The organism is Acidovorax sp. Root219 (genome assembly GCF_001428665.1).
Taxonomy (GTDB): Bacteria; Pseudomonadota; Gammaproteobacteria; order Burkholderiales; family Burkholderiaceae_C; genus Acidovorax.
In genome coordinates, this window is sequence record NZ_LMIJ01000001.1 from 161,319 (window position 1) to 182,755 (window position 21,437).

The window sequence follows — 21,437 nt, forward strand, 5'->3', positions numbered from 1 at the left end:
CCAGGGTCTACGCAATCCACGTGCCAGCTTTTGCGCACAATGTTTCTGGCAGTTTGTATACAAAATGCACCGACATCGTGCGCAACCTCGCCTGCCAGGGGCTTGCGGCACCAAAAACGAACGTCGCGCTCCGGCCACATACGCCATTCGGCACCATCTGCGCACACTGGACAAAGGCCCATGCTGCCCGGTCGCTGGCTATACTGGCCAGTCGCAGAAACATTTCTTTACGAGGCGCCCCCCGTCCCACCGCAGTACTGCAGGATGACGAATCTCGACCCTCGCTCCATGATCGCCCTGGCGGGATTCATGTCCGCCCTGATGGCCATCGTGCTGGCCTGCATGCGGCGCTATTACCCGGCCCACATCCGGGGCATCGGCTCGTGGGCGGCGGCGCCGGTGTTCTGGCTGGCATCCACCGCCCTCTTCAGCGCGCGCGGCCTGCTGCCCGACTGGATGAGTCTGGTGGGGGCCAACATGCTGCTGGTGCTGGGCACCATCACCTACTACATGGGTACCCGCGCGTTTCTGGGGCATGCGCACACCTGGCGCATCTGGGGCGGGGTGCTGGCCGTGTGCTTCGGGGTTTTCACCTGGCTGTCCTTCGGCTGGCCCAACTACAGCGTGCGGCTCTCCTTCTTCACGCTGGTGATGTCCTGCATCTACGGCGCCCAGTTGCGCTTTCTATTGCGCCACGGGGGCAGCAACTTCCCCGTGCGGCTGGTGGAGGTGGTGCTGGTGCTGCACCTCACGGTGCTGCTGGTGCGGCTTGGCTCCATCTTCGCGGGGTTCGCGGGCGACAACCTCATGGAACCATCGGTCTACCAGAACCTGTACATCGGCGCCTACGCGCTCACGGTGCTCATGCTCTCCATCGGCGCGCTGCTCATGGCCACCGACCGGCTGCGCACCGAACTCGAACACCTGGCCACACACGACTCGCTGACCCCGGCGCTCAACCGGCGCGCGCTGCTGCAGCGCTGTGAAGAAGAACTGGAGCGCGCGCGCCGCTACGGCGGCGGCCCCTCGCTGATGATGCTGGACCTGGACCATTTCAAGGCCGTGAACGACAGCTGCGGCCACCAGCATGGCGATGCGGTGCTGGTCCACTTCGTGCAGCGCACCCTGTCCGTGCTGCGCACGCCCGACCGCATGGGCCGCTATGGCGGCGAAGAGTTCATGGTGGTGCTGCCCGGCACCGATGCCGTCGCAGCGCTCAACGTGGCCCGGCGCATCCACGCCACGCTGGCCGTAGGCCACCCGCTCGATTGCCGGGTGAGCATCGGCCTGACGCAATGGAGCGGCCCCGGCGACACGCTGGACGCCATGCTCACGCGCGCCGACCAGGCGCTTTACCAAGCCAAGGCACAGGGGCGCAATCAGACTGCCGTCGGCTGATCCCCTGCGCGGGCCAGCAGGCGCGCCGCCAGCGCCAACACCGGCGCGTCGACCATGCGGCCGTCGAGCCGGAACACCGCCCCGCCATGCGCAGGCGCTTCGTCCAGCACGCGGCGCGCCCACGCGAGCGCGGCAGGGTCGGGCGCAAAGGCGGCCTGCACAGGCGCCACCTGCGCAGGGTGAATGCACAGCTTGCCGCCAAAGCCCATGCGCCGGCTGCGCGCCGTGTCCTCGGCCAGGCGCGCCAGGTCGTCGGTGGCCGTGGTCACACCATCCACCGGCGCGGCCAGCCCGGCGCGGCGCGAGGCGCGCACCAGCGCCAGGCGCACGGGCAGCAGCTCGGCCTCGTCGGCAGCGCATTCCAGCCCCAAGTCCACCTGGAAGTCGAGGTGGCCAAACGCCAGCCGCACCACCTGCGGCGCCTGCGCCAGTGCATCCAGCGCATCCAGCCCCGCATTCGACTCGACCAGCGGCACCAGCAGGCCCTGGGGCCCCAGCGCCCGGGCCAAGGCCCCCAGCTCCGCTGCCGACTCGGCCTTGGCCAGCATGGCACCGGCCAGGCCCTGGGCCACGCAGGCGGCCACGGCCACCACATCGTCGGCATGCCACGGCGTGTCGGCGGCATTGGTGCGCACCAGCAGGCGCGCACGCTGCGCTGGCTCCAAAGCCTTCACGGCGGCCAGCAAGGCCGTGCGCGCGGCCGCCTTCTCGCCAGGCGCCACTGCGTCCTCCAGGTCCACGACCACCGCACCTGCGCCGCTGGCCAGGGCCTTGGCGATGCGCTCGGGCCGAGTGGCAGGAACGAAGAGGAAGGTCGTCGCGCGAGCTATTGCCTGGTGGGTGGAAGGCACTGCCATCAGATCGCCTTGCTGGCGCGCAGCGCCGCCAAGTGCCCGTCGCCACGGCCCAGAGAGCGCAGGATGGCCTCGGTGTGCTCGCCCACGGCGGGTATCGGGTCCATGCGGTAGTCGAAGCTGCTGTGTGCCCCGGGTGGCAGCAAAGCGTCGAGTGGCCCTTCGGGCGTGCCCACCTGCTGCACGCGGCCGCGTGCCTGCAACTGCGGGTGCGCCCAGACCTCGGCCATGGTGTTCATGCGCGCGTTGGCAATGCGCGCCGCTTCCAGCCGCTCGATGACCTGCGCGGCCGTGAGCGTGCCGAACACGGCGAGGATCAGGGCCTTGAGTTCGGCCCGGTGCGCGTTACGCCGGGCATTGCTGTCAAAGCGCGGGTCGGCTGCCAGCGGCGGTTGCAGCAGCACATGCTCGCAGAACAGCTTCCACTCCCGCTCGTTCTGCAGGCCCAGCATCACCGTGCCGCCATCGCCGGCCAGAAAGGGGCCGTAGGGGTAGATGGTGGCATGCGATGCGGCATTGCGCGGCGGCGGCGTGGCTCCGCCGTAGGCGTAGTACATCGGAAAGCCCATCCACTCGGCCAGCGATTCGAGCATGGAGACATCGATGCGCGAGCCCTGCCCCGTCTTCTCGCGCTGCATCAGCGCAGCCAGCACGCCGGTGTAGGCATACATGCCGGCCGCGATGTCGGCGATGGAGTTGCCCGACTTGCAGGGCTCCTCGGGCGTGCCGGTTACCGACAGGTAGCCCGCCTCGCTCTGGATCAGCAGGTCATACGCCTTCTTGTCTCGGTAGGGGCCATCGCCGCCATAGCCCGAGATATCGCAGACGATGAGGCGCGGGTTGTGGGCGCTCAGCGCATCCCACGACAGGCCCATGCGCGCAGTGGCGCCGGGCGCGAGGTTCTGCACCAGCACATCGGCACTGGCCAGCAGCTCCCACAGCACCGCCAGTGCTTCAGGCTGCTTGAGGTCGAGCGTGAGGCTTTCCTTGGAGCGGTTGACCCAGACGAAGTGCGAGGCCATGCCCTCCGCCCTTGTGTCGTAGTCGCGCGCAAAGTCGCCGCCGCCGGGGCGCTCGACCTTGATCACGCGGGCGCCCAGGTCGGCCAACTGGCGGGTGCAGAACGGGGCGGCGATCGCATGCTCGAGCGACACCACGGTGATGTGGTCCAGGGGGCGGGTCATTGGCTGGCTCCCGTGCTCAGTCGACTGTCGCGCCGGAGGTCTTGACCACCTTGGCCCACTTGGCCAGGTCCTCCTGCAGCAGCGCGGCAAATTGCTCGGGCGTGGTCTTGGGCGCGATCTCCACGCCCTGCGCCTCCAGGCGCTCGCGCAGGTCCTTCGCGGCCATGCCCGTGGCCATGCCGTCCTGCAGTTTGGCCTGGATGTCGGCGGGCAAGCCTGCGGGCGCGAACAGCCCGATCCACAGCGTGCCGTTGTAACCGGCCACCGTTTCGGCGATGGTGGGTACCTCGGGCAGCACGGGCGAGCGCGTGGCGCCGCTCACGGCCAGGGCGCGCAGCTTGCCGGCCTTGATGTGCGACAGCGCCGAGGGCATGCTGGCGAACACCATGGGCAACTGGCCGCCCAGCACGTCGTTGATGGCCGGGGCCACGCCCTTGTAGGGCACATGCTGCAGCTGGATGCCGGCCATGCTGTTGAGCATTTCACCAAGCAGGTGGTTGAGCGTGCCATTGCCGGCCGAGGCGTACTGGTAGTGGCCCGGCTTGGCCTTGGCCAACGCCACCAGCTCGGCCATGTTGCGCGCGGGGAAGGACGGGTTCACCAGCAGCACGTTGGGCACGGCACCGATCAGGCCCACGGGCTTGAAGTCCTTGACCGGATCGAACCCAGGGTTCTTGAACAGCGCCGGGTTGATGGCCTGGCTGCTGCTGATGGTCATGAGCAGCGTGTAGCCGTCCTTCGGGGCTTTCGCCACATACTGCGTGCCGATATTGCCGCCCGCACCGGGCCGGTTCTCCACCACGGTGGCGCCACCCAGCACTTCGCCCAGCTTCTGGCTCACCAGGCGGCCCACGATGTCGTTGGTGCCGCCTGCAGCCTGGGGAACGACCATCACGATGGGGCGGCTGGGGTAGCTGGCCTGGGCCGCTGCCCACAGGGGTGCGGCCAGCAGGGCAGCAAGGGCGGTGCGGCGCGCGATGGCGCTGGGCGTGGCGAAGTTCATGCGGTTTGTCTCCTTGGCGTGTTCTCGAACGAGCACGGATGTTCGCCGCCCCGGCGCCTGCGCACAATCACGCATTTCAGAACCAAGCCTTCGCCAGAACCGAAACCTGGCACCTGCGGCAGTAACATGCGGCCATGCAATTCGACCTGACCGACCTGCGCCTGTTCGTGCTCACAGCCGAGCAAGGCGCCCTCTCGCGGGCCGCCGCCGCACGCCACCTGTCGCTGGCGGCGGCCAGTGCGCGCATCAAGGCACTGGAGCAGCAGGCGGGCATGCCGCTCCTGTACCGCGAAGCGCGCGGCATGCGCCCCACGCCGGCGGGCGAGGCCTTTTTGCACCATGCACGCGGCGTACTGCGCCAGACCGAGCAGTTGCGCGCCGACCTGCAGGAGTACAGCGGCGGCCTGCGCGGCCATGTGCGGGTGTTCGCCAACACCACGGCGGTGACGGACTTCATGCCCGAGATCCTGCCCGCCTTCCTCGCGGCCAATCCGCGCGTGAACGTGGAGCTTCAGGAAAAACCGAACGCCGAGATCCCGCGCGGTGTGCTCGACGGGCGCGCCGACATCGGCATCGTCGCCGGCCAGGTGGACACGCTGGGCCTCACCGCCATCCACTTCAGCACCGACCGGCTGGCGCTGGTGGTGCCGCGTGGCCACCGTTTTGCGCGGCGCCGGCGCATGGCCTTCTCCGAAACGCTGGACGAGCCCATGGTGGGCATGCACCCGGCCAGCACGCTGCAGACCTTCCTGGCCCAGGTGACCGAGCAACTGGGCCAGCCGCAGAAGCTGCGCGTGCAGCTGTCCAGCTTCGACGCCATGTGCCGCATGATCGGTGCCGGCGTGGGCATCGGCATCGTGCCCGAGAGCGCCGCCCGGCGCTACCTCGCCCCCATGGGCCTGGTGCAGATCGACCTGGAAGACGCCTGGAGCGTGCGCGAGCGCTACATCCTGGTGCGCGAGGAAGCGCGCATGCCGGCGTATGCGCAGTCGCTGATCGACCTGCTGTGTGCGCACCACCAGAAGCCGCTGGCACCTGCGCCCAAGCTACGCAAGCGGCGCTCCTGACAACCGTTGGCGCGCGCGATGATGGACCACGGCGGCTTTCAGATCGCTTTCTGACCCTGGCACGCGCCAACCCTGAAAGCAGATTGACAGCTTCACATCCCTAGCCTTCAGGGCAGACGGTGATATTGCCGCGACCTGGAGACAAGATGAAACCCAAAAACTGGACCCGACTCGGGACGACCGGCGCGTGCCTTTCCGCCGCTCTTTTGCTGGCCTGCGGCGGATCCGACCCCGACCTGCCCGAAAACATGCGCATGACCTGGTTCGGCATCACCAACTGGCACTACCAAATTGGCGATACCGGCATCCTGGTTGACGGCGAGACGATCTCGGACTTCACCGCCAACCCCACCGCCAACGCCCCATCCGTGGCCAAGGCCCTGCAGGCCATCAAGATGCGCGGAGGCATCGACGCCATCCTCGTCGGCCACGAACATGGGGACCATGGCGTGCAGGTCCCCGAGTGGGCCCGGCAAACGGGCAAGCCGGTCTATGCCCCTGCAGCGGTCTGCAGTGCCATGGCCAAGGTGGGCCTCCCCGCCAGCCAGTGCACCACGCTCAAGGGCGGCGAGACAGTGCGCATGAACGACGCCGTCACCATCCGCGTGGTGCGCTGGGTGCACAGCGTCTCGGGCTGCACGGCCTTTGGCAACGGCACCAACGACCCGGAGACCTTCGGTTTCCTGGTCAGCGCGAAGACCCGCACCCGCGCCGAGCCGCTGCAGCTGTTCGTGTCCGACAGCGGCGCCGGCGGCAAGGACCTGACCACCCCGCGCGTGGCCAATGGCGTGACCTACGGCTCGCCCCTGGACAACCTGCGGGCAGCCATGGCAGCCGCAGGGGCGGCCAGCCTGGACCTGTGGCAGGGCGGGCCGGAGTCACGCGTGGTGACGCAGGCGCGCATCGTCGTGCCCGAGTTCAAGGTCAAGACATTCATGCCCCACCACCTCGGTGTGCGGGCCAACTCGGTGTCGGAGTTCAAGCTCGAGTACGGTCTGCACTTCCCCTACGATCCCAACGAGCAGCCCCTGCTGCGCGACTTCCTCGCGTCAGCCAAGGTGCCACAGGTGGTGCCGGTCAACTACTGGGATGCGTGGATCTTCGACGCGCAGGGCGTGAAGGTGACCGATAGCGCGAACCAGAAGGCCGTCTACGGCTTGCCCGCGACGGGACCTGGCCCCGGCCGACAGGGGGAGAATCCGCGCGCCGGCCAGCTCGAATGCCCGGGGGACTGAGCGGCCCCCCCGGCTCAGCTGCGGTTGTCCACCCCTGCGGATTCAAAACTGGCCATCTCGGCCAGCACCGCGCAAGCCGACTGCAGCAGCGGCCAGGCCAGCGCCGCGCCCGAGCCTTCGCCCAGGCGCAGGCCCAGGTCGAGCAGGGGCTCGGCCTGCATCTGCGCCAGCATCAGGCTGTGGCCGCGCTCGCCCGAGCGGTGCGCAAAAACGCAGCGCTGCAGCACGGCTGGCTGCAGGCGGCTGGCCACCAGCACGGCGGCGCTGGTGATGAAGCCATCGACGACGATGACCCGGCGCTGGGCCGCGGCCTGCAGCACGGCGCCCACCAGGGTGGCCACCTCGTAGCCGCCCAGGGCGGCCAGCGCGTCGAAGGGATTCGTGGCTTCGGCGTTCACATCCAGGGCCTGCTGCAGCACGGCGCGCTTGCGTTCGATGCCGGCGGCGTCCAGGCCCGTGCCCGCGCCCGTCACCTCGGCCAGCGGCAGGCCGGCCAGGCGCGCCAGCAGCAGCGAGGCGATCGAGGTGTTGGCAATGCCCATTTCGCCCAGCAGCAGCGCATTGCCCGGCAGGCCGCGCACCACCTCCATGCCATTGGTGATGGCCTGGGCACACTGCTCGGCCGTCATCGCCGGGCCCACCGATGCATCGGCCGTGCCGGGCGCCACCTTGCGCAGCAGCAGTTGGGGCGCACCCGGGGCGGCATCGCGCGGCGCGATGGGCTTGGCCACGCCGCAGTCCACCACGGTGAGGGCCAGGCCGTGCTGGCGCGCGAGCACGCTCACGGCGGCGCCGCCGGCAAGGAAGTTCTCCACCATCTGCCAGGTCACGTCGCTCGGAAAGGCCGATACGCCGCGCGCCGCGATGCCATGGTCGCCCGCGCAGACCAGGATCTGAGGCTGCACGAGCTGCGGTGCCTCGGTGCCCAGCACCTGGCCGATGCGCAGCGCCAGCACCTCGAGCCGGCCCAGCGAGCCCAGGGGCTTGGTCTTGAAGTCGAGGATGTGCTGCAGGCGCGCCGTGAGCGTGGCGTCGGTGATATCGGCAATGGTGGGGATAGCGAAGGACATGGGTTCGTCAAGTAAAGAAATCGGGATTCGTTCAGGCCACCAGCGCATTCAGCACGCCTGGCTCGAAATGGGCATCCACCGTGCGGGCCAGGCCCTCCATCACGGCGTCGAGCGTGGGAACGGGGGCCGCGCCCTCGCGGCCAAACAAGGCCTGCAGCGCGGAGGGGTCTTCGAGCAGGCCGTGCAGGTACAGGCCGAGCACGTTGCCCGCGCCGTTCTGCCAGGCCAGGCCGGGCACCACTTCGCGCGCCACATCGCCACCGGCCGCCATGGCCGGGTGCTGGGCGGTCTGGCCGTGGTGGATCTCGTAGCCGCTGGCTGCGATGCCCGACAGTGCCTCCCAGGCACCCTGCAGCGTGCCGAAGCGCGCGGTGGTGCGGCGCACGGTCTTGGCGGGCTCGAAGGTGGTGACCAGAGGCAGCAGGCCGAGACCTGGCGCGTTGCCGTCGATGCCGGCGGTGTCGATCAGTGCCTCGCCCAGCATCTGCAGGCCGCCGCAGACGCCGAGCACGCTGCCGCCCTGCCGCGCATGTGCAGTGATGGCCTCGTCGAGCCCTTGCGTGCGCAGCCAGGCCAGGTCGGCTGCGGTGGCCTTGGAGCCGGGCAGGATGACCCAGTCGGTAGCCTTCAGTCCTGCCAGCCCGGCGGGGCTGCGCACCCACACCAGGCGCACGCCGGGCACGTTCTTGAGCGGCTGGAATTCGTCGAGGTTGCTGATGCGCGGGTAGGCAATCACGGCCACCGTCGTGTGCACGGCCCCTCCCGCGGTGCTGCGGTCGTCGAACACGCCGTCTTCCTCGGGCAGGCCGTGGTGCCACTGCATGGGGATGGTGGCCACGGTGGGCACGCCGGTCAGCTGCTGCAGCATTTGCGGCGCGGGCGCGAGCAGCGTGGCATCGCCGCGAAAGCGGTTGAGCACGAAGCCGTGGATCAGCGCGCGCTCGTCCTCGGGCAGCAGGGCCCAGGTGCCGTACAGGTGGGCAAAGGCGCCGCCCCGGTCGATGTCGGTCACCAGCAGGCAGCGCGCGCCGCCGTGGCGCGCCACGCGCATGTTTACCACATCGCTGGCGTGCAGGTTGATCTCGGCGGGCGAGCCCGCGCCCTCGATCACCACCACGTCGTTCTCGGCGCGCAGCGCGTCGAGCGCGGCCGCGATCTGCGGCCACACGCGCTCGCTGCGGCCACGCCAAGGCAGCGCGGTGAGCTCAGCGCTGACCTGGCCGAGCAGCACCACCTGGCTTTTGGTGTCGGCCTCGGGCTTGAGCAGCAACGGGTTCATGCGCACGTCAGGCACGGTGCGCGCGGCAATCGCCTGGAAGTACTGCGCGCTGCCGATTTCGCCGTTGCCATGGTCGCTGGCGACCACGCGCGCGTTGTTGCTCATGTTCTGCGCCTTGAAGGGCACGACCTTGTAGCCCTGGTTGCTGTACCAGCGGCACAGCGCCGTGGCCAGCCAGCTCTTGCCGGCGCCGCTGGTGGTGCCCAGCACCATCACGCAGCGCGCCAGGCGGGGGGAATCGGAAGCGCTCAAGGCAAAGGCCTCACCATGCGGTCCATGATGTGCTCCAGCGCCGCCGCCGCATCGGTGCAGCGCCCGGTATGCGCCGGCGAGGTCTGGATGATGGCACTGCGCCTGGCCGTGAGCCAGTGAAAGCGCTGGCGAAAAGGCAGCTGCGCAATCGGCCCGCAGCCCGCTTCCCCCGCGCAGATGGCGACGATGGCGTCCAGGTGGCGGCGCACGGTGTCTATGTCCACATGCGGGTCCATCGCCAGCAGGCGCTCCTCATCCAGGGCAATGGCTGCCTGCAGAAAGCCGCTCTTCTGGCACGAGAGGATGACGCCGGCGTTGATGAATTCCTCGCGCTCCACACGCGGCACCACGCGCACGATGGCGTAGTCGTACACCTCAGCCGCGTGCATGGATCACTCCTCTCAGCCAGGCCTCGCGCCCGTCCAGGCGGGCGCAGAAATGCTCGACATAGGCCTGGCGGTGGCTGGCCGGTGCAGCCAGCGGCCCCTCGGCATGCTCGGCACCGGCGATGGCCAGGAACTCGTCGGGCACATCAGCCAGGATGCCGGTGAGCACCTCGCGTGTGAGCAGCGCGGCCAGTTCAGCATCCACCTGGGCCAGCGCCGTGGCCTGGGGCAACAGCACGTGGTCGGCAATCGGCGGGAAGGGCTTGGCGGGCTGCGCCACTGCGCCGTTCCAGGCATGGTGGAAGGTCAGCGAAGCACCGTGGTCTATGAGCCAGGGTTTGCGGTGCCACATGAGCAGGTTGGTGTTGCGCGCCGTGCGGTCCACATTGGCCACCAGGGCATCGAACCAGACCAGGCGCGAGGCGAAGTCATCGCTCACCACATCCACCGCAGGGTCGAAGTTGAGCGCGCCCGAGAGGTAGTCGAGGCCCACGTTCAGGCCGCCGCTGGCGCGCACCAGGTCCTGGATCTCGGGGTCGGGCTCGGTCTGGGCCAGGCCCGTGTCGAGCTCGGCGAGCACGATCTCGGGGATCGGCAGGCCGAGCGCCCGGGCAATGCCGCCCGAGATCATCTCGGCCAGCAGGGCGCGCACGCCCTGCCCTGCGCCGCGGAACTTGAGCACATACAGCCCCAGGTCGTCGCCTTCGACCACGGCGGGCATGGAGCCGCCCTCACGCAGCGGCGTGACGTAGCGGGTGACGGTGATGGTTCTCATCGGGGGGTGATCTCCTTGGGTTGTGCACCGGATCGTACGGCCATGGCGGCGGGCCATGCGGCGCGCAGCGCATCTTGCGCCCCCGGCGCCAGCACGCCCATGCGCACGGCGCCGGGCAGGCCGAACGAGGTGGCATCGCGCAGCTTGATGCCCGCCGCGCGCAGGGCCGCCAGCGCGCCGGGCAGATCGGCACAGGCAGGCTGCGCGCAGAAGTAGTTGGCCAGGCTGCCCGCATGCACGCCCCAGCCCAGGTCCATGCACAGGGTGAGCTGGCGCTGCTTCCAGTCGCGCAGGGTAGCAAGGCTGTGTACCAGCCAGCGCTGCACACCGGGCTGCACCCAGGCCTGCAGCAGGGCCACGCCATGCGCGCCCACGGCCCATGAGGGGGCCAAGGCCAGCAGCGCCTGCACCTCGTCCTCGGCGCCCTCGGGCGCCACGGCATAGGCGGCGCGCACGCCCGTCAGGCCCAGGGCCTTGTTGGGGGTCCACAGCTGCCAGCAGGGCATGGGAGGCAGCGCGGGCGCGCCGGTCCAGGGGCCCATGCCATCGGCTTCCAGGCGCAGCGGGGCGTAGGCGCAGTCGAGCACGCGCAGCGTGGCGCCGCCGTCTGCCGGGGCATGCGCCCACTCGCGCAGGGCAGTGTCCTCCCGACCCAGCGGGCTCGATGGCTCGCAAGCCCATTGCAGCCCGGGTGCGGCGCCTGCCGAACGCACCAGCGCGAGCCCGCGCGCCTGCGCGGCCTGGGCATAGTCGCCGTAACTGTGCAACGGCAGGCCCACCTGCACGGCCCCCTGCTGCACCGCCAGCGCCGTGACGCGGTGGATGAACTCGCTGGAGCTGGCCGCCAGCACGATGCGCTCGGCCGCTACGCCATGAAAGACCCCAAGCGCCTCGCGCAGCGCCGTGTAATGCGGGTCGGGGTAGCGCGTGGCATCGGCCTGCTGCACGGCCTGCAGCGCCTCGGGGCACGGGCCGCAGGCGTTGCTGTTGGTGGAGAAATCATGCACCGGAGTCCCCAGCGCGTCGGGGCCGCCATGGGGGTGCGGTGGCATGGCCTGCAACGTCATGCACCCACCCATGCGGACACGATGGTGATCAGCAGGTGGGCGCCCACTGCCAGCGGGATCAGCGACAGTGCCACCAGCGAGCCGAGCTTGGCCGCGCGCCGGGTATCGAGCGGGCCGGGGTCACGTGCACTGGCATTGAGCACATACACCCCGGGCTTGCCGAGCCGCACGCCCAGCGCCAGCGCCATGGCCGCCATGGGCCAGCCGCTGTTGGGCGACGGCGTGCGGCGCGCCTGGCGCGCCAGGGTGGCCGGCGGCAGGCCGCGCGCCAGCACGGCGAGCAGCAATGCGGTGATGCGTGCGGGCAGCCACGACAGCACGTCGTCAGCGCGCGCAGCCCACTTGCCGGCCCACTGCCAGTAGCGCCCGCCGTGCATGCCGGGGTAGCCCCACATGGCATCGGCGGTGTTGGCCAGCCGGTACAGCGCGGCGCCGGGCAGGCCCAGCAGCACGAACCAGAACAGCGGCGCCACGACCGAATCGTTGAGGTTCTCGGCCAGCGACTCGATGGCCGACTCGCGCACCTGCTCGGCCGTGAGTTCGCTCACGTCACGGCTCACCAGGCGCGCCAGTTGCGCGCGGCCCTCGGGCAGCGAGCGGGCCAGGGCTGCCTCCACGGCCAGCACCTCGTCGTGCAGCATGCGCCAGGACAACATCGGCTTGAGCAAGAGCCCCAGCAGCGCTGCCGCGATCATGTCATGAAAGCGCAGCGCCAGCCACTGCAGGCCCCACGCCGTGGCCATCGCCGCAGTCGCCAGTGCGCACCAGGCCAGCGCCATGCACCAGAAAGCCCTGAAATCGCGCGGCACGGGCGCCAGCGGCGCCCAGCGCTCGCCGCACCAGTGCAGGGCCTTGCCCATCCACACCACGGGGTGCACGGCCACCGGCGGCTCGCCGCGCCACCAGTCGAGGGCCAGGGCCACGAAGGGCACCCAGATCAGCACGCGCAGGGCATCCCAATGCATGCCAGGCAGCAGCAGATCGATCAGACCGAGCATGGGCCCTCCGGCAGTGACAGAGCACTGGTGCGGGTAGCGTCAAGGCAATACATCATGGCGGCACGCATGGTACAGAGAGTCAGGCCGTGAAGGGCGGCAGCCGGGCCACGATGCCACTCTTCAGGCGCGCGGGCCGCTCGTTGCGGTTGAGCATGCCGTCGCTGGCGCGGGCGTGCATGGCGCCGCACTCCAGCACATGGCGCGCCGTTTCTTCGTCGGGCTGGAGGTCGCCGAACACGAAGGTGTGCTTGCCAGGGGCCTGGAAGGCGACCGAGCAGGCGCGCCCGCAACTGCTCAGGCAGGCCACGCCGCGCACGCGCACTTGGGCCCAGGCGCCGGTGTCGTCTTCGAGCTGGGCCACCTGCACGGCCTCAAACAGCAGCTCACCGTCGGCCGGCAACTCGCGCGAGGCGCCGGCCGGGCGGCAGGTGGTGCAGACGATCACGTCAGTGGGGAATGGCATCGGGGATGCGGTGTCGGACATCAGGAAAAGCTCGTGGTTCTAGGAGGAAAGGGGTTCGGGCAGGCGGTGCTCCGCCTGCCAGCGCTGGGCCCAGGCGGCGCAGCGCCCCAAGGGCCGCAGCGGGTCGTCGAAATCCACGACCACGACATGCGTGGCAGCGCCAGGCGCGGCGGGCTGCTCCAGCGTGCGGCCATCAGTCAGCAGCCACAGGCACGACGGTGCGGCCGCGCCGCGCCGGCGCCGCGTGGCGCGCAGCAGGCACTCGGCCTCGGCCAGGCCGGCGGACAGGGGAGTGCCGCCACCGCCGCCCAGCGGGCGCACACGGGCCGTGCCGGCCGTGCGCGCAGGGCCGGGGGGCAGCAACAGCTCCACCCCCTGGCCGCCAAAGCACAGCAGCGCCACCTCGTCGCCCGCCCGCGCGGCCTGCTCGATCAGGCGTGCCGCATAGCCCTTGGCCCAGGCCAGGCGCCCGCCCTGGCGCATGGAGCCCGAGGTGTCGAGGGCGATCAGATGCAGGCAGGGCTGCACGGCGCTGGAGGGTCGGCGCCGCAAATGCGCGGCCTGCAGGCGCGCCGAGCCCTTGGCCACCAACGTGCGCAGCCAATCGATGCCCGCGCCCTCTGGGTCGGCAGGCCGGACCACGGCGTGCGGCGTGCGCAGCCAGGCATTGCGAGGGGCTTGCCACCGCCAGCCTGCACTTGTCTTGGTTGAACCAGGAGAGCGCGGGCCAGGGTGGCTCAGGCTTTTTTTGGCGGCCACGCTCCCGTGCTGCGCACGCGCGCCATGGGTTGGGGTTCGGGTGGCAATGCGCCCCAGTCGCCCTCAGGCGCGCTCTGCGACGAAGCGGGGCCCTGTCCGTTGGCGGGCGATGGCTTGGAGGAGGACGGCGGTGGTGGTGGCTGCGTGGCACCGGAGGGCGGGGCGGAGCCTGCAGCGTTCTCCGTACGCCGGTGCGCCAGCGCCAACTCGGCCACGGCATCCACATGCGCCAGGCCCACGTTGTCGGCTTGCTCCAGCGCAGCCAGCGCCCGCGCGGCGCGCAGCATCACCAGGTCGGCGCGAATGCCGTCCACGCCAGCGGCCAGGGCCAGGTTCGCGGCATGCTGCACCACGGCGTCGGTCCATTCCAGGGCCGCCAGCGCGGCGCGGGCGCGGGCCACCGACGCCGCCAACCCGGCCTGTGCAGGGGCATGCCGCGCCACCACGGCCGCAGGATCGGCATCGAAGGCCAGGCGGGCGCGCACGATGGCCTGGCGCTGGGCCGCATCGGCCGGGTTGTGCAGGGCCACCGACAGGCCGAAACGGTCGAGCAGTTGGGGGCGCAGCTCGCCCTCCTCGGGGTTCATGGTGCCCACCAGCACGAAGCGCGCCGCATGCTGGTGCGACACGCCGTCGCGCTCCACGGTGTTCACGCCGCTGGCGGCCACGTCGAGCAGCGAATCCACCAGCGCATCGGGCAGCAGGTTGACCTCGTCCACATAGAGCACGCCGCCATGTGCACGCGCCACCAGGCCGGGCGCCAGGCGCACCTGGCCGTCGCGCAGCACGTCTTCGATGTTCAGCGTGCCCACCAGTTGCTCCAGGCTGGCCGCCAAGGGCAGCGTGACGAAGGGCGCATCGGGCAGCAGCGCCGCCAGCGCGCGCGCCGAGGTGGACTTGGCCGTGCCGCGCGGGCCGCTGATGAGCACCCCGCCCATGCCGGGGTCGATGGCGGCCAGCAGCAGCGCGCGCTGCAGGGCCTCGTGGCCGACCAGGGCGGTGAAGGGGAACGCAGTGGCGGGCACAGGGGACAAAGAAAAAGCGGTCATGGCAAGGGTCCTTCGCCCTGGGTTTCGAGACGGTGTTCGAGCTCCAGCAGGTGCTGCTCGATGCGCTCGCGGTGCTCGCCGGGCTCGGCCCACAGGCCGCGCTGCATGGCTTCAAGCAAACGCTCGCCGATGCCGCGCAGGGCCAGCGGGTTGTGCTGTTGCAAAAAATCGCGCGTGGCGTCGTCGTGCAGGTAGGCGTCGGCCACCAGCGCGTACTGGTGGTCGCCCACCACGCCCGTGGTCGCGTCGAAGGCGAACAGGTAGTCCACCGTGGCCGCCATCTCGAACGCGCCCTTGTAGCCGTGGCGCTTGACGCCATCGATCCACTTGGGGTTGACGGCCCGGGCACGCACCACGCGCGCCACCTCTTCACTCAGGGTGCGGATGCGCGGCACCCCGGGCGTGCTGAAATCGCCGTGGTACAGCGCCGCCGGCGCGCCGGCCAGGTGCTGCACGGCGGCGGCCATGCCACCCTGGAACTGGTAGTAGTCGTCCGAGTCGAGGATGTCGTGCTCGCGGTTGTCCTGGTTGTGCAGCACTGCGTCCACCGCCGCCAGGCGCTGCTCGAAGGCCGCACGCGCCGCCTCGCCGTGCCCACCCTGGCCGTAGGCGAAGGCGCCCGCACGCAGGTAAGCCTGGGCCAGGTCGTCCGAGGTGCTCCAGCGGCCGCTGGCCATCACCTCCTGCAGGCCGGCGCCATAGCCGCCGGGGCGCGGGCCGAACACACGCCAGGTGGCGCGGCGCTGTGCGTCCTCTGTGGCCATGCCTTGCGCTTCGGCTTCAGCCGCCTCACGCCGCACGCGGGCGCGGATGGGGTTCACGTCGTCGGGCTCATCGTCTTCGGGGATGGCAGCCACGGCGCGCACGGCCGTGTCGAACAGGTCGATCACGCCCGGGAAGGCATCGCGAAAGAACCCCGACACGCGCAGCGTCACGTCGATGCGCGGGCGGTTGCGTATCGCCATGGGCAGCACCTCGATGTCCACCACGCGGTGGCTGCCGGGTGCCCATTTCGGGCGCACGCCCAGCAGGGCAAAGGCCTGGCCGATGTCCTCGCCGCCCGTGCGCATGGTGCTGGTGCCCCAGACCGACAGGCCCACCGCAGTGGGAAAGCTGCCATGGTCCTGCAAATGGCGCTCCACCACGCGGCCCGCCGCCAGCGCGCCCATGCCGTAGGCGGTGGGTGTGGGCACGGCGCGCGTGTCCACCGAATAGAAGTTGCGGCCCGTGGGCAGCACGTCGGGCCGGCCGCGCGAAGGGGCACCGCTGGGGCCCGGCGGCACGAAGCGGCCGGCCAAGCCGCGCAGCAACTGGGCCATCTCGTTCGGGCCGCAGGCATCGAGCCGGGGCGCCAGCACCGTGCGCATGCGCGCCAGCACCTGCGCGCTGTGCGGCCACTGCACGGAGTCCATGGGCGGGCCTGCGATGCGGCCCGCGCCGTCCACCGCCAGGTGCTGCTCTACGCATTGCGCGGCGAGCTTTTCGAGCCGCTCGCGTGTGTGGCCCACATGGCGCCAGGGTTCATCGGCCAGGGTCTGCAACACCTCGGGCTGCGGGCCGGTCCAGGGCGCCGCCCACTCGGGGTTCAACGGGTCGAAGTCGCCCAAGCCCAGGTCGCGGGCCAGCGCCACGAGCAGGCTGCCCTGCCCTGGCGCCGAGCCGCCTGGAAAGCGCGCCAGCGCGACCAGCGTGTCGGTGCGCTGGCGCGCCTGCGGCGAGCGCCCCAGGATATGCAGGCCGTCGCGGATCTGCGACTCCTTGATCTCGCACAGGTAGGCGTCAAGCCGGCCGAGCAGGGCTTCGCGCTGCGCGTCGTCGGCCGGCGGCGCAAAACCCAGCTCCTGGTGCAGGCGGTGCTGCAGCACCTGGTCGAGGATGCTCTGGCGCAGCAGCTTGGCGCGGCGCGGGTCGAGCGACAGCGCCTCGTAGTACTCGTCCATCGCGCGCTCGAGCTGCTGGAGCGGGCCGTAGGTCTCGGCGCGCGTGAGCGCGGGCATCAGGTGGTCGATGATGACGGCCTGCGTGCGCCGCTTGGCCTGGCTGCCCTCGCCCGGGTCGTTGACGATGAAGGGATACAGGTGCGGCAGCGGACCCAGGATGGCATCGGGCCAGCAGGCGGCGCCCAGCGCCACGCTCTTGCCCGGCAGCCATTCGAGGTTGCCGTGCTTGCCCACGTGGACCACGGCATCCACCGCGAACACGCGGCGCAGCCAGAAGTAGAAGGCCAGGTAGCCGTGCGTGGGCACCAGGTCGGCATCGTGGTAGGTGGCCACCAGGTCCAGGTCGCGGCCACGCGCAGGCTGTATGCCCACGAAGACGTTGCCCAGGCGAATTCCCGGCACCATGAAGCGGCCACTGCGCACGATGGGGTCTGCGCCGGGCGGGCCCCACAGGGCGTTCACCACGTCCTGGCTGGCCTGCGGCAGGGCGCCGAAGTCGGCCAGGTAGTCGGCCATGGCCAGGCTTTGGCCTGCGGGGCGGTCGGCGTTGGCATCGAGGTTGTTGGTCACGCCTTCCACCAGCTGCGCGATCAGCGCGTCGCCGCCCTCGGGCAACTCGCCCGTGGTGTAGCCGGCATCGCGCAGCGCCTGCAGGATGAGCACGGTGGAAGCTGGTGTATCCAGCCCCACGCCGTTGGCCAGGCGCGCATCGTCGTTGGGGTAGTTGGCCAGGATGAGCGCCACGCGCTTGCCCACGTGCGGCTTGCTGCGCAGCACGCACCAGCGGCGTGCGAGCTCGGCCACGAAGGCGATGCGCTCGGGCTCGGGCTGGTAACGCACCACGTCGACCTCGGTGCGCTCGCAGCGCCAGGCCAGGCCCTTGAAGCTGATGGCGCGCGCGCCGATGCGCCCGTCGACCTCGGGCAGCACCACCTGCATGGCCAGGTCGCGCGGCGCCAGGCCATGCGGGTCGGCTTGCCACTGCTCTTGCGAGCAGCCAGCGGTGATGAGCTGCAGCACCGGCGCATCGCCGGCCAGGGCGACCGCTGGCGAGTCCTCGTCGTCACTGCCATCGATGGAGGCCACGGCAAAGCTCGTGGCATTGAGCACCACGCCCACACCCTGCTCTGCGGCCATGCCCTGCAGCGCGGTCAGGCTCTCGGGGTTCTTGAGCGAATCGACGGCCACGGCCAGGGTGTTGAGCCCGGCCTGCGCCAGCGCTGCCTGCATGGCGTCGAACACCGCCGTGTTGCCCGACTGCAGGTGGGCGCGGTAAAACACCAGCATCGCCACCGGCGCACCCGGCACCCAGGGCGCGGCGGCGGCCGGCGTGTAGGCCATCACCGGCGGCAGTGGCCGGGGCGGAGGCGGGCGCGGCCCGATGCCAAAGGCCGCATGACCGATGAGGGCGAAGAAGGCCAGCGCGTTCTCGCGCCCGCCTTCGCGCAGGCAGCGCCACAGCTGATGGCAGTCCTCGGGGCTGGCGGTACTGCGCATCAGCAGTTGCGGGTCTTCGACGTTGTCGCCCGAGAACAGTGCCAGCCACTGGCCTCGCTTGCCGGCCAGTGACATCGCCTGTTCGACCACGTAGGCCCAGTCGCTGGGGCTGCCCAGGTGGTCGATGACGACCACGCGCGCATGGCGCAACACGTCGTCCACGTACATGTCGGTGGACGCGGGCTGGCGCAGCCACATCAGGTTGGCCAGGCGCACGCGGGGGAAGCCCTCGCCCAGGCTGGCCGCCGCGTCGGACAGCAACGACAGCGTGGTGTCGGCCGCGCTCAGGATGACGATGTCGCCGGGCGTCTGCTCCACGCGCACCAGGCCCTGGCCCCCGTCCTCGACGTAGCCACCGGGGCGCGTGGAAAGCAGATGCATGCGGACGGCCTCAGGCGGTGGTGGTGGCGGATTCGGCGAGTGCCGATTGCAGCTCGGCCTGCAGGGCGGCGGCATCCAGGTGGTCGCCGATCACCACCAGGCGCGTGGTGCGCAGGTCGCCTTCGCGCCAGGCGCGGTCGAAATGGCTGTCGAAGCGCTGGCCCACGCCCTGCACCACCAGGCGCATGGCCGCGCCCGGCAGGGCCACGAAGCCCTTGATGCGGTAGATCTCGTGGCGCTGCACCAGGGCGATCAGGGCCTCCACCAGGCGGCCGCGGTCAGCCACGTCGAGCGTGACGTGCACCGACTCGAACTCGTCGTGGTCGTGGTCCTCTTCCTCGTCGTGGTGGGTCTTGCGCTCGTCGATCACGTCCTCCACCGCACGGCCGAGGCCCAGCAGCACGCTGGGGTCGATGCGGCCGTGCTGGGCGTGCACGAACTTCACGCCCGGCAGGGTCTCGCCACGCACGATGGCTTCCACACGCGCCAGGTCCTCGGCGGTCAGGCCGTCGGTCTTGTGCAGCACCACCAGGTCGGCCGTCGCCAGTTGGTCCTCGAACAGCTCGTGCAGGGGCGATTCGTGGTCCAGGTTCTCGTCGGCGCGGCGCTGGGCGTCCACCGCAACGGGGTCGTCGGCAAACTGGCCGGCGGCCACGGCGGGCGCATCGACCACGGTGATCACCGAGTCCACCGTGAACACGTTGCGCAGCGCCGGCCACTGGAAGGCCTGCACCAGCGGCTTGGGCAGCGCCAGGCCCGAGGTCTCGATGACCAGGTGGTCGATCTGGTCACGGCGCGCGGCCAGCAGCTCCATCACGGGCGCGAACTCTTCCTGCACGGTGCAGCACAGGCAGCCGTTGGCCAGCTCGAACAGCTGGCCGTTCTCCACGCCGTTCTCGTCGCAGCCGATGCCGCAGCTGCGCAGCAGCTCGCCGTCGATGCCCAGTTCGCCGAACTCGTTGACGATGACGGCGATGCGCTTGCCTTGCGCGTTGGTCAGCAGGTGGCGCAGCAGCGTGGTCTTGCCGCTGCCCAGAAAGCCGGTGACGATGGTGGCGGGAATCTTGTGGACTTGCATGGAAGAAATCTCCAGTCAGAAAAATGGGTAAATGGGGTGGTGCGAATCAACGCAGAACTTGCGGTAATCCAAGAAGGCAATCGACCAGCATGTGCGCCGCCTCGCCAAGGCGCGGGCCGGGGCGCGAGAGCAGGTCCATGCGGTCGGCGTCGAGCTGGCAGACCTGGTGCTGGCGCAGCGCCTGCATGCCAGCCCAGCCGGGACGGTCTGTCACGTTGAAGAGGGTGGACTGTGGGCCGATGACCAGGTCCGGCCCACGGCGCACCACCATCTCGGAATTGACGCGCGGGAAGAGGCCCATGTCGCCGGGCACGATGTTCACCAGGCCCAGGCGCGCCACGGTCTCGCCGATGAAGCTGGCCGCGCTGGCGGCCGTGGGGCCCACGCCCACCTCCACGTAGACACTGCGCCCGCGCAGGTGGGCCGGCACGCGGCGCGCCGCAGCGTCGAGCTCGCGCTCGATGCGCGCCACCAGCTCGGCCGCGCGTGCCGATTCGCCGAGCGACTGGCCCACGCTGATCAGCATGCGCTTGAGGTCGGCATGCGTGCGCGCATCGAACACCTGCACCGGCACGCCCAGGGCCGAGAGGCGGTCCCCCGCCCGACTGCGCGGGCCCAGCAGCACCATGTCGGGCCGAAGGGCCACGATGCGCTCGATCTGCGCGTCCTGCAGGCCGCCCACCTTGGGCAGCTTGGCCACGCTGCCGGGCCAGCTCGAATAGCGGTCGGTGCCCACCAGCTCGGCACAGTGGCCCAGGGCACAGACGGCTTCGGTGAGCGAGGGGGAGAGCGTGACGATGCGGTGCTGTTGTGGTGCCTGTGCTTGTGCCAGGGGAGCCGCCAGACCGCCCAACAGGCCGAGCACGGCCAGCGCGGGCGCCGAGCGGGACCTTGCCATCGGCATGGACATCGACAGGGAGGAACCCATCAATCAGTCCTCGATCCCGCGCTGGGCGGGCACGCCGGCCTTGAAGTGGTGCTTGACGAGCGTCATCTCGGTCACTGTGTCGGCCAGCTCGATCAGTTCGGCAGGGGCGTTGCGACCGGTGAGCACCACGTGCACATGGGGCGGGCGCTCGCGCAGGCAGGTGAGGATGGATTCGAGCGGGATCCAGCCGTAGCGCAGGGGGTACATGATTTCGTCGAGCACAACCATGAAGTGCTCGCCCGCGCGGACGGTGGCCTCGGCCTTGGCCCAGCCGTCCAGAGCCAGTTGCGCGGAGTGGTCCAGGTCGCGGCTCTTCCAGCTGAAGCCGTCGCCGAGGCCTTCGATGGGCATGCCCAGTTGTTCGAACAGGCGGTGCTCGCCGAAGCGGGCGGTCGGGACCTTCATGAACTGGTAGATCTTGACTTTTTTGCCGCGGCCGTGGGCTCTGATGGCGAGGCCGAAGGCGGCGGTGCTTTTGCCTTTGCCGGTGCCGGTGTGGACGAGGACCAGCCCTCGGCGTTCGCCTTGGGGTTTGGGGGTGTCGCGGAGGATGGGGGGGGACTCGATTTGCATGGGCTTTGTCAGGTCGGGTTTGTTGCGCTCGGGGCGGTGGTTGCTCTTGTTGTTTTGCCGAGGGCGGAGGCCGGGGTGTGCGCCCGGCGGCGCAGTAACTTTCTCTTGCGTCGCCAAGAGAANNNTCCGCTTCGCTGCGGGCAACCTGCGATGCTCGGTCCTGGGGTGGTGCCGATGAACTCGCTGCGTTCTTCGAACTCC

General features: G+C 70.3%; 19 protein-coding genes. 3 read left to right on the forward strand and 16 right to left on the reverse strand.

Annotation, left to right across the window (positions count from 1 at the left end):
* Positions 1–264: 264 nt before the first annotated feature.
* The gene (locus ASE28_RS00750) at positions 265–1,398 is read left to right on the forward strand and encodes a GGDEF domain-containing protein (protein ID WP_235516006.1); all 1,134 of its coding nucleotides are present in this window, start codon (positions 265–267) and stop codon (positions 1,396–1,398) included.
* Here ASE28_RS00750 and ASE28_RS00755 read toward each other — a convergent pair.
* Genes ASE28_RS00755 through ASE28_RS00765 form a run of 3 tightly spaced genes read right to left on the reverse strand, consistent with a single transcriptional unit; the run spans position 1,380 to position 4,439 of the window.
* On the reverse strand, positions 1,380–2,255 hold the full coding sequence (locus ASE28_RS00755) for a CoA ester lyase (protein ID WP_057263813.1): 876 nt from the start codon (positions 2,253–2,255) through the stop codon (positions 1,380–1,382). The genes ASE28_RS00750 and ASE28_RS00755 overlap by 19 nt on opposite strands.
* Entirely contained in the window at positions 2,255–3,436 is a 1,182-nt protein-coding gene (locus tag ASE28_RS00760; RefSeq protein ID WP_057263815.1) for a CaiB/BaiF CoA-transferase family protein, read from the reverse strand. Before ASE28_RS00760 ends, ASE28_RS00755 begins: the two co-directional genes overlap by 1 nt.
* A 16-nt stretch (positions 3,437–3,452) precedes the next feature.
* Entirely contained in the window at positions 3,453–4,439 is a 987-nt protein-coding gene (locus ASE28_RS00765; protein WP_057263817.1) for a tripartite tricarboxylate transporter substrate binding protein, read from the reverse strand.
* 134 nt (positions 4,440–4,573) lie between these two features.
* Between ASE28_RS00765 and ASE28_RS00770 the strand changes: the two genes are divergently transcribed.
* Both ASE28_RS00770 and ASE28_RS00775 read left to right on the forward strand, forming a co-directional pair.
* Positions 4,574–5,506, forward strand: coding sequence for a LysR family transcriptional regulator (locus ASE28_RS00770; RefSeq protein ID WP_057263819.1), 933 nt, complete (start codon positions 4,574–4,576; stop codon positions 5,504–5,506).
* A gap of 146 nt (positions 5,507–5,652) precedes the next feature.
* On the forward strand, positions 5,653–6,741 hold the full coding sequence (locus tag ASE28_RS00775) for an MBL fold metallo-hydrolase (protein ID WP_057263820.1): 1,089 nt from the start codon (positions 5,653–5,655) through the stop codon (positions 6,739–6,741).
* Between the two features lie 14 nt (positions 6,742–6,755).
* Here ASE28_RS00775 and cobT read toward each other — a convergent pair whose 3' ends face one another.
* The 13 genes from cobT to cobO form a co-directional block, all read right to left on the reverse strand.
* Positions 6,756–7,811: a nicotinate-nucleotide--dimethylbenzimidazole phosphoribosyltransferase gene (cobT, locus tag ASE28_RS00780; RefSeq protein WP_057263822.1), complete on the reverse strand. Its 1,056-nt coding sequence runs from the start codon at positions 7,809–7,811 to the stop codon at positions 6,756–6,758.
* Positions 7,812–7,842: 31 nt separating this feature from the next.
* The gene (locus tag ASE28_RS00785) at positions 7,843–9,303 is read right to left on the reverse strand and encodes a cobyric acid synthase (protein WP_057263824.1); all 1,461 of its coding nucleotides are present in this window, start codon (positions 9,301–9,303) and stop codon (positions 7,843–7,845) included.
* 35 nt (positions 9,304–9,338) lie between these two features.
* Positions 9,339–9,731 carry a DUF3037 domain-containing protein gene (locus ASE28_RS00790; protein ID WP_057263826.1) on the reverse strand — a complete coding sequence of 131 codons (393 nt, stop codon included), beginning with the start codon at positions 9,729–9,731 and terminating at the stop codon, positions 9,339–9,341.
* Positions 9,718–10,503, reverse strand: a complete 786-nt coding sequence (locus tag ASE28_RS00795; protein WP_057263828.1) for a HipA family kinase — start codon at positions 10,501–10,503, stop codon at positions 9,718–9,720. The genes ASE28_RS00790 and ASE28_RS00795 overlap by 14 nt, the downstream gene beginning before the upstream one ends.
* Entirely contained in the window at positions 10,500–11,555 is a 1,056-nt protein-coding gene (locus ASE28_RS00800; protein WP_057264329.1) for an aminotransferase class I/II-fold pyridoxal phosphate-dependent enzyme, read from the reverse strand. Before ASE28_RS00800 ends, ASE28_RS00795 begins: the two co-directional genes overlap by 4 nt.
* A gap of 11 nt (positions 11,556–11,566) precedes the next feature.
* Positions 11,567–12,568: an adenosylcobinamide-phosphate synthase CbiB gene (gene cbiB, locus ASE28_RS00805; RefSeq protein WP_369818106.1), complete on the reverse strand. Its 1,002-nt coding sequence runs from the start codon at positions 12,566–12,568 to the stop codon at positions 11,567–11,569.
* 79 nt (positions 12,569–12,647) lie between these two features.
* Positions 12,648–13,031 (reverse strand): DUF1636 domain-containing protein, encoded by a 384-nt coding sequence (locus ASE28_RS00810; protein ID WP_057264334.1) that lies wholly within the window; start codon positions 13,029–13,031, stop codon positions 12,648–12,650.
* Between the two features lie 39 nt (positions 13,032–13,070).
* Positions 13,071–13,673, reverse strand: a complete 603-nt coding sequence (locus ASE28_RS00815; protein WP_235516007.1) for a VWA domain-containing protein — start codon at positions 13,671–13,673, stop codon at positions 13,071–13,073.
* A 95-nt stretch (positions 13,674–13,768) separates the two neighbouring features.
* The gene (locus ASE28_RS00820; protein WP_057263832.1) at positions 13,769–14,839 is read right to left on the reverse strand and encodes an ATP-binding protein; all 1,071 of its coding nucleotides are present in this window, start codon (positions 14,837–14,839) and stop codon (positions 13,769–13,771) included.
* Positions 14,836–18,657 carry a cobaltochelatase subunit CobN gene (cobN, locus tag ASE28_RS00825; RefSeq protein ID WP_057263834.1) on the reverse strand — a complete coding sequence of 1,274 codons (3,822 nt, stop codon included), beginning with the start codon at positions 18,655–18,657 and terminating at the stop codon, positions 14,836–14,838. The genes ASE28_RS00820 and cobN overlap by 4 nt, the downstream gene beginning before the upstream one ends.
* A 10-nt stretch (positions 18,658–18,667) precedes the next feature.
* Complete coding sequence (gene cobW, locus ASE28_RS00830; RefSeq protein ID WP_057263836.1) at positions 18,668–19,735, reverse strand: cobalamin biosynthesis protein CobW; 1,068 nt, start codon at positions 19,733–19,735, stop codon at positions 18,668–18,670.
* A 46-nt stretch (positions 19,736–19,781) separates the two neighbouring features.
* Positions 19,782–20,663: an ABC transporter substrate-binding protein gene (locus ASE28_RS00835; RefSeq protein WP_235516008.1), complete on the reverse strand. Its 882-nt coding sequence runs from the start codon at positions 20,661–20,663 to the stop codon at positions 19,782–19,784.
* A 3-nt stretch (positions 20,664–20,666) separates the two neighbouring features.
* On the reverse strand, positions 20,667–21,236 hold the full coding sequence (gene cobO, locus ASE28_RS00840; RefSeq protein ID WP_057263838.1) for a cob(I)yrinic acid a,c-diamide adenosyltransferase: 570 nt from the start codon (positions 21,234–21,236) through the stop codon (positions 20,667–20,669).
* Positions 21,237–21,437: the final 201 nt, after the last annotated feature.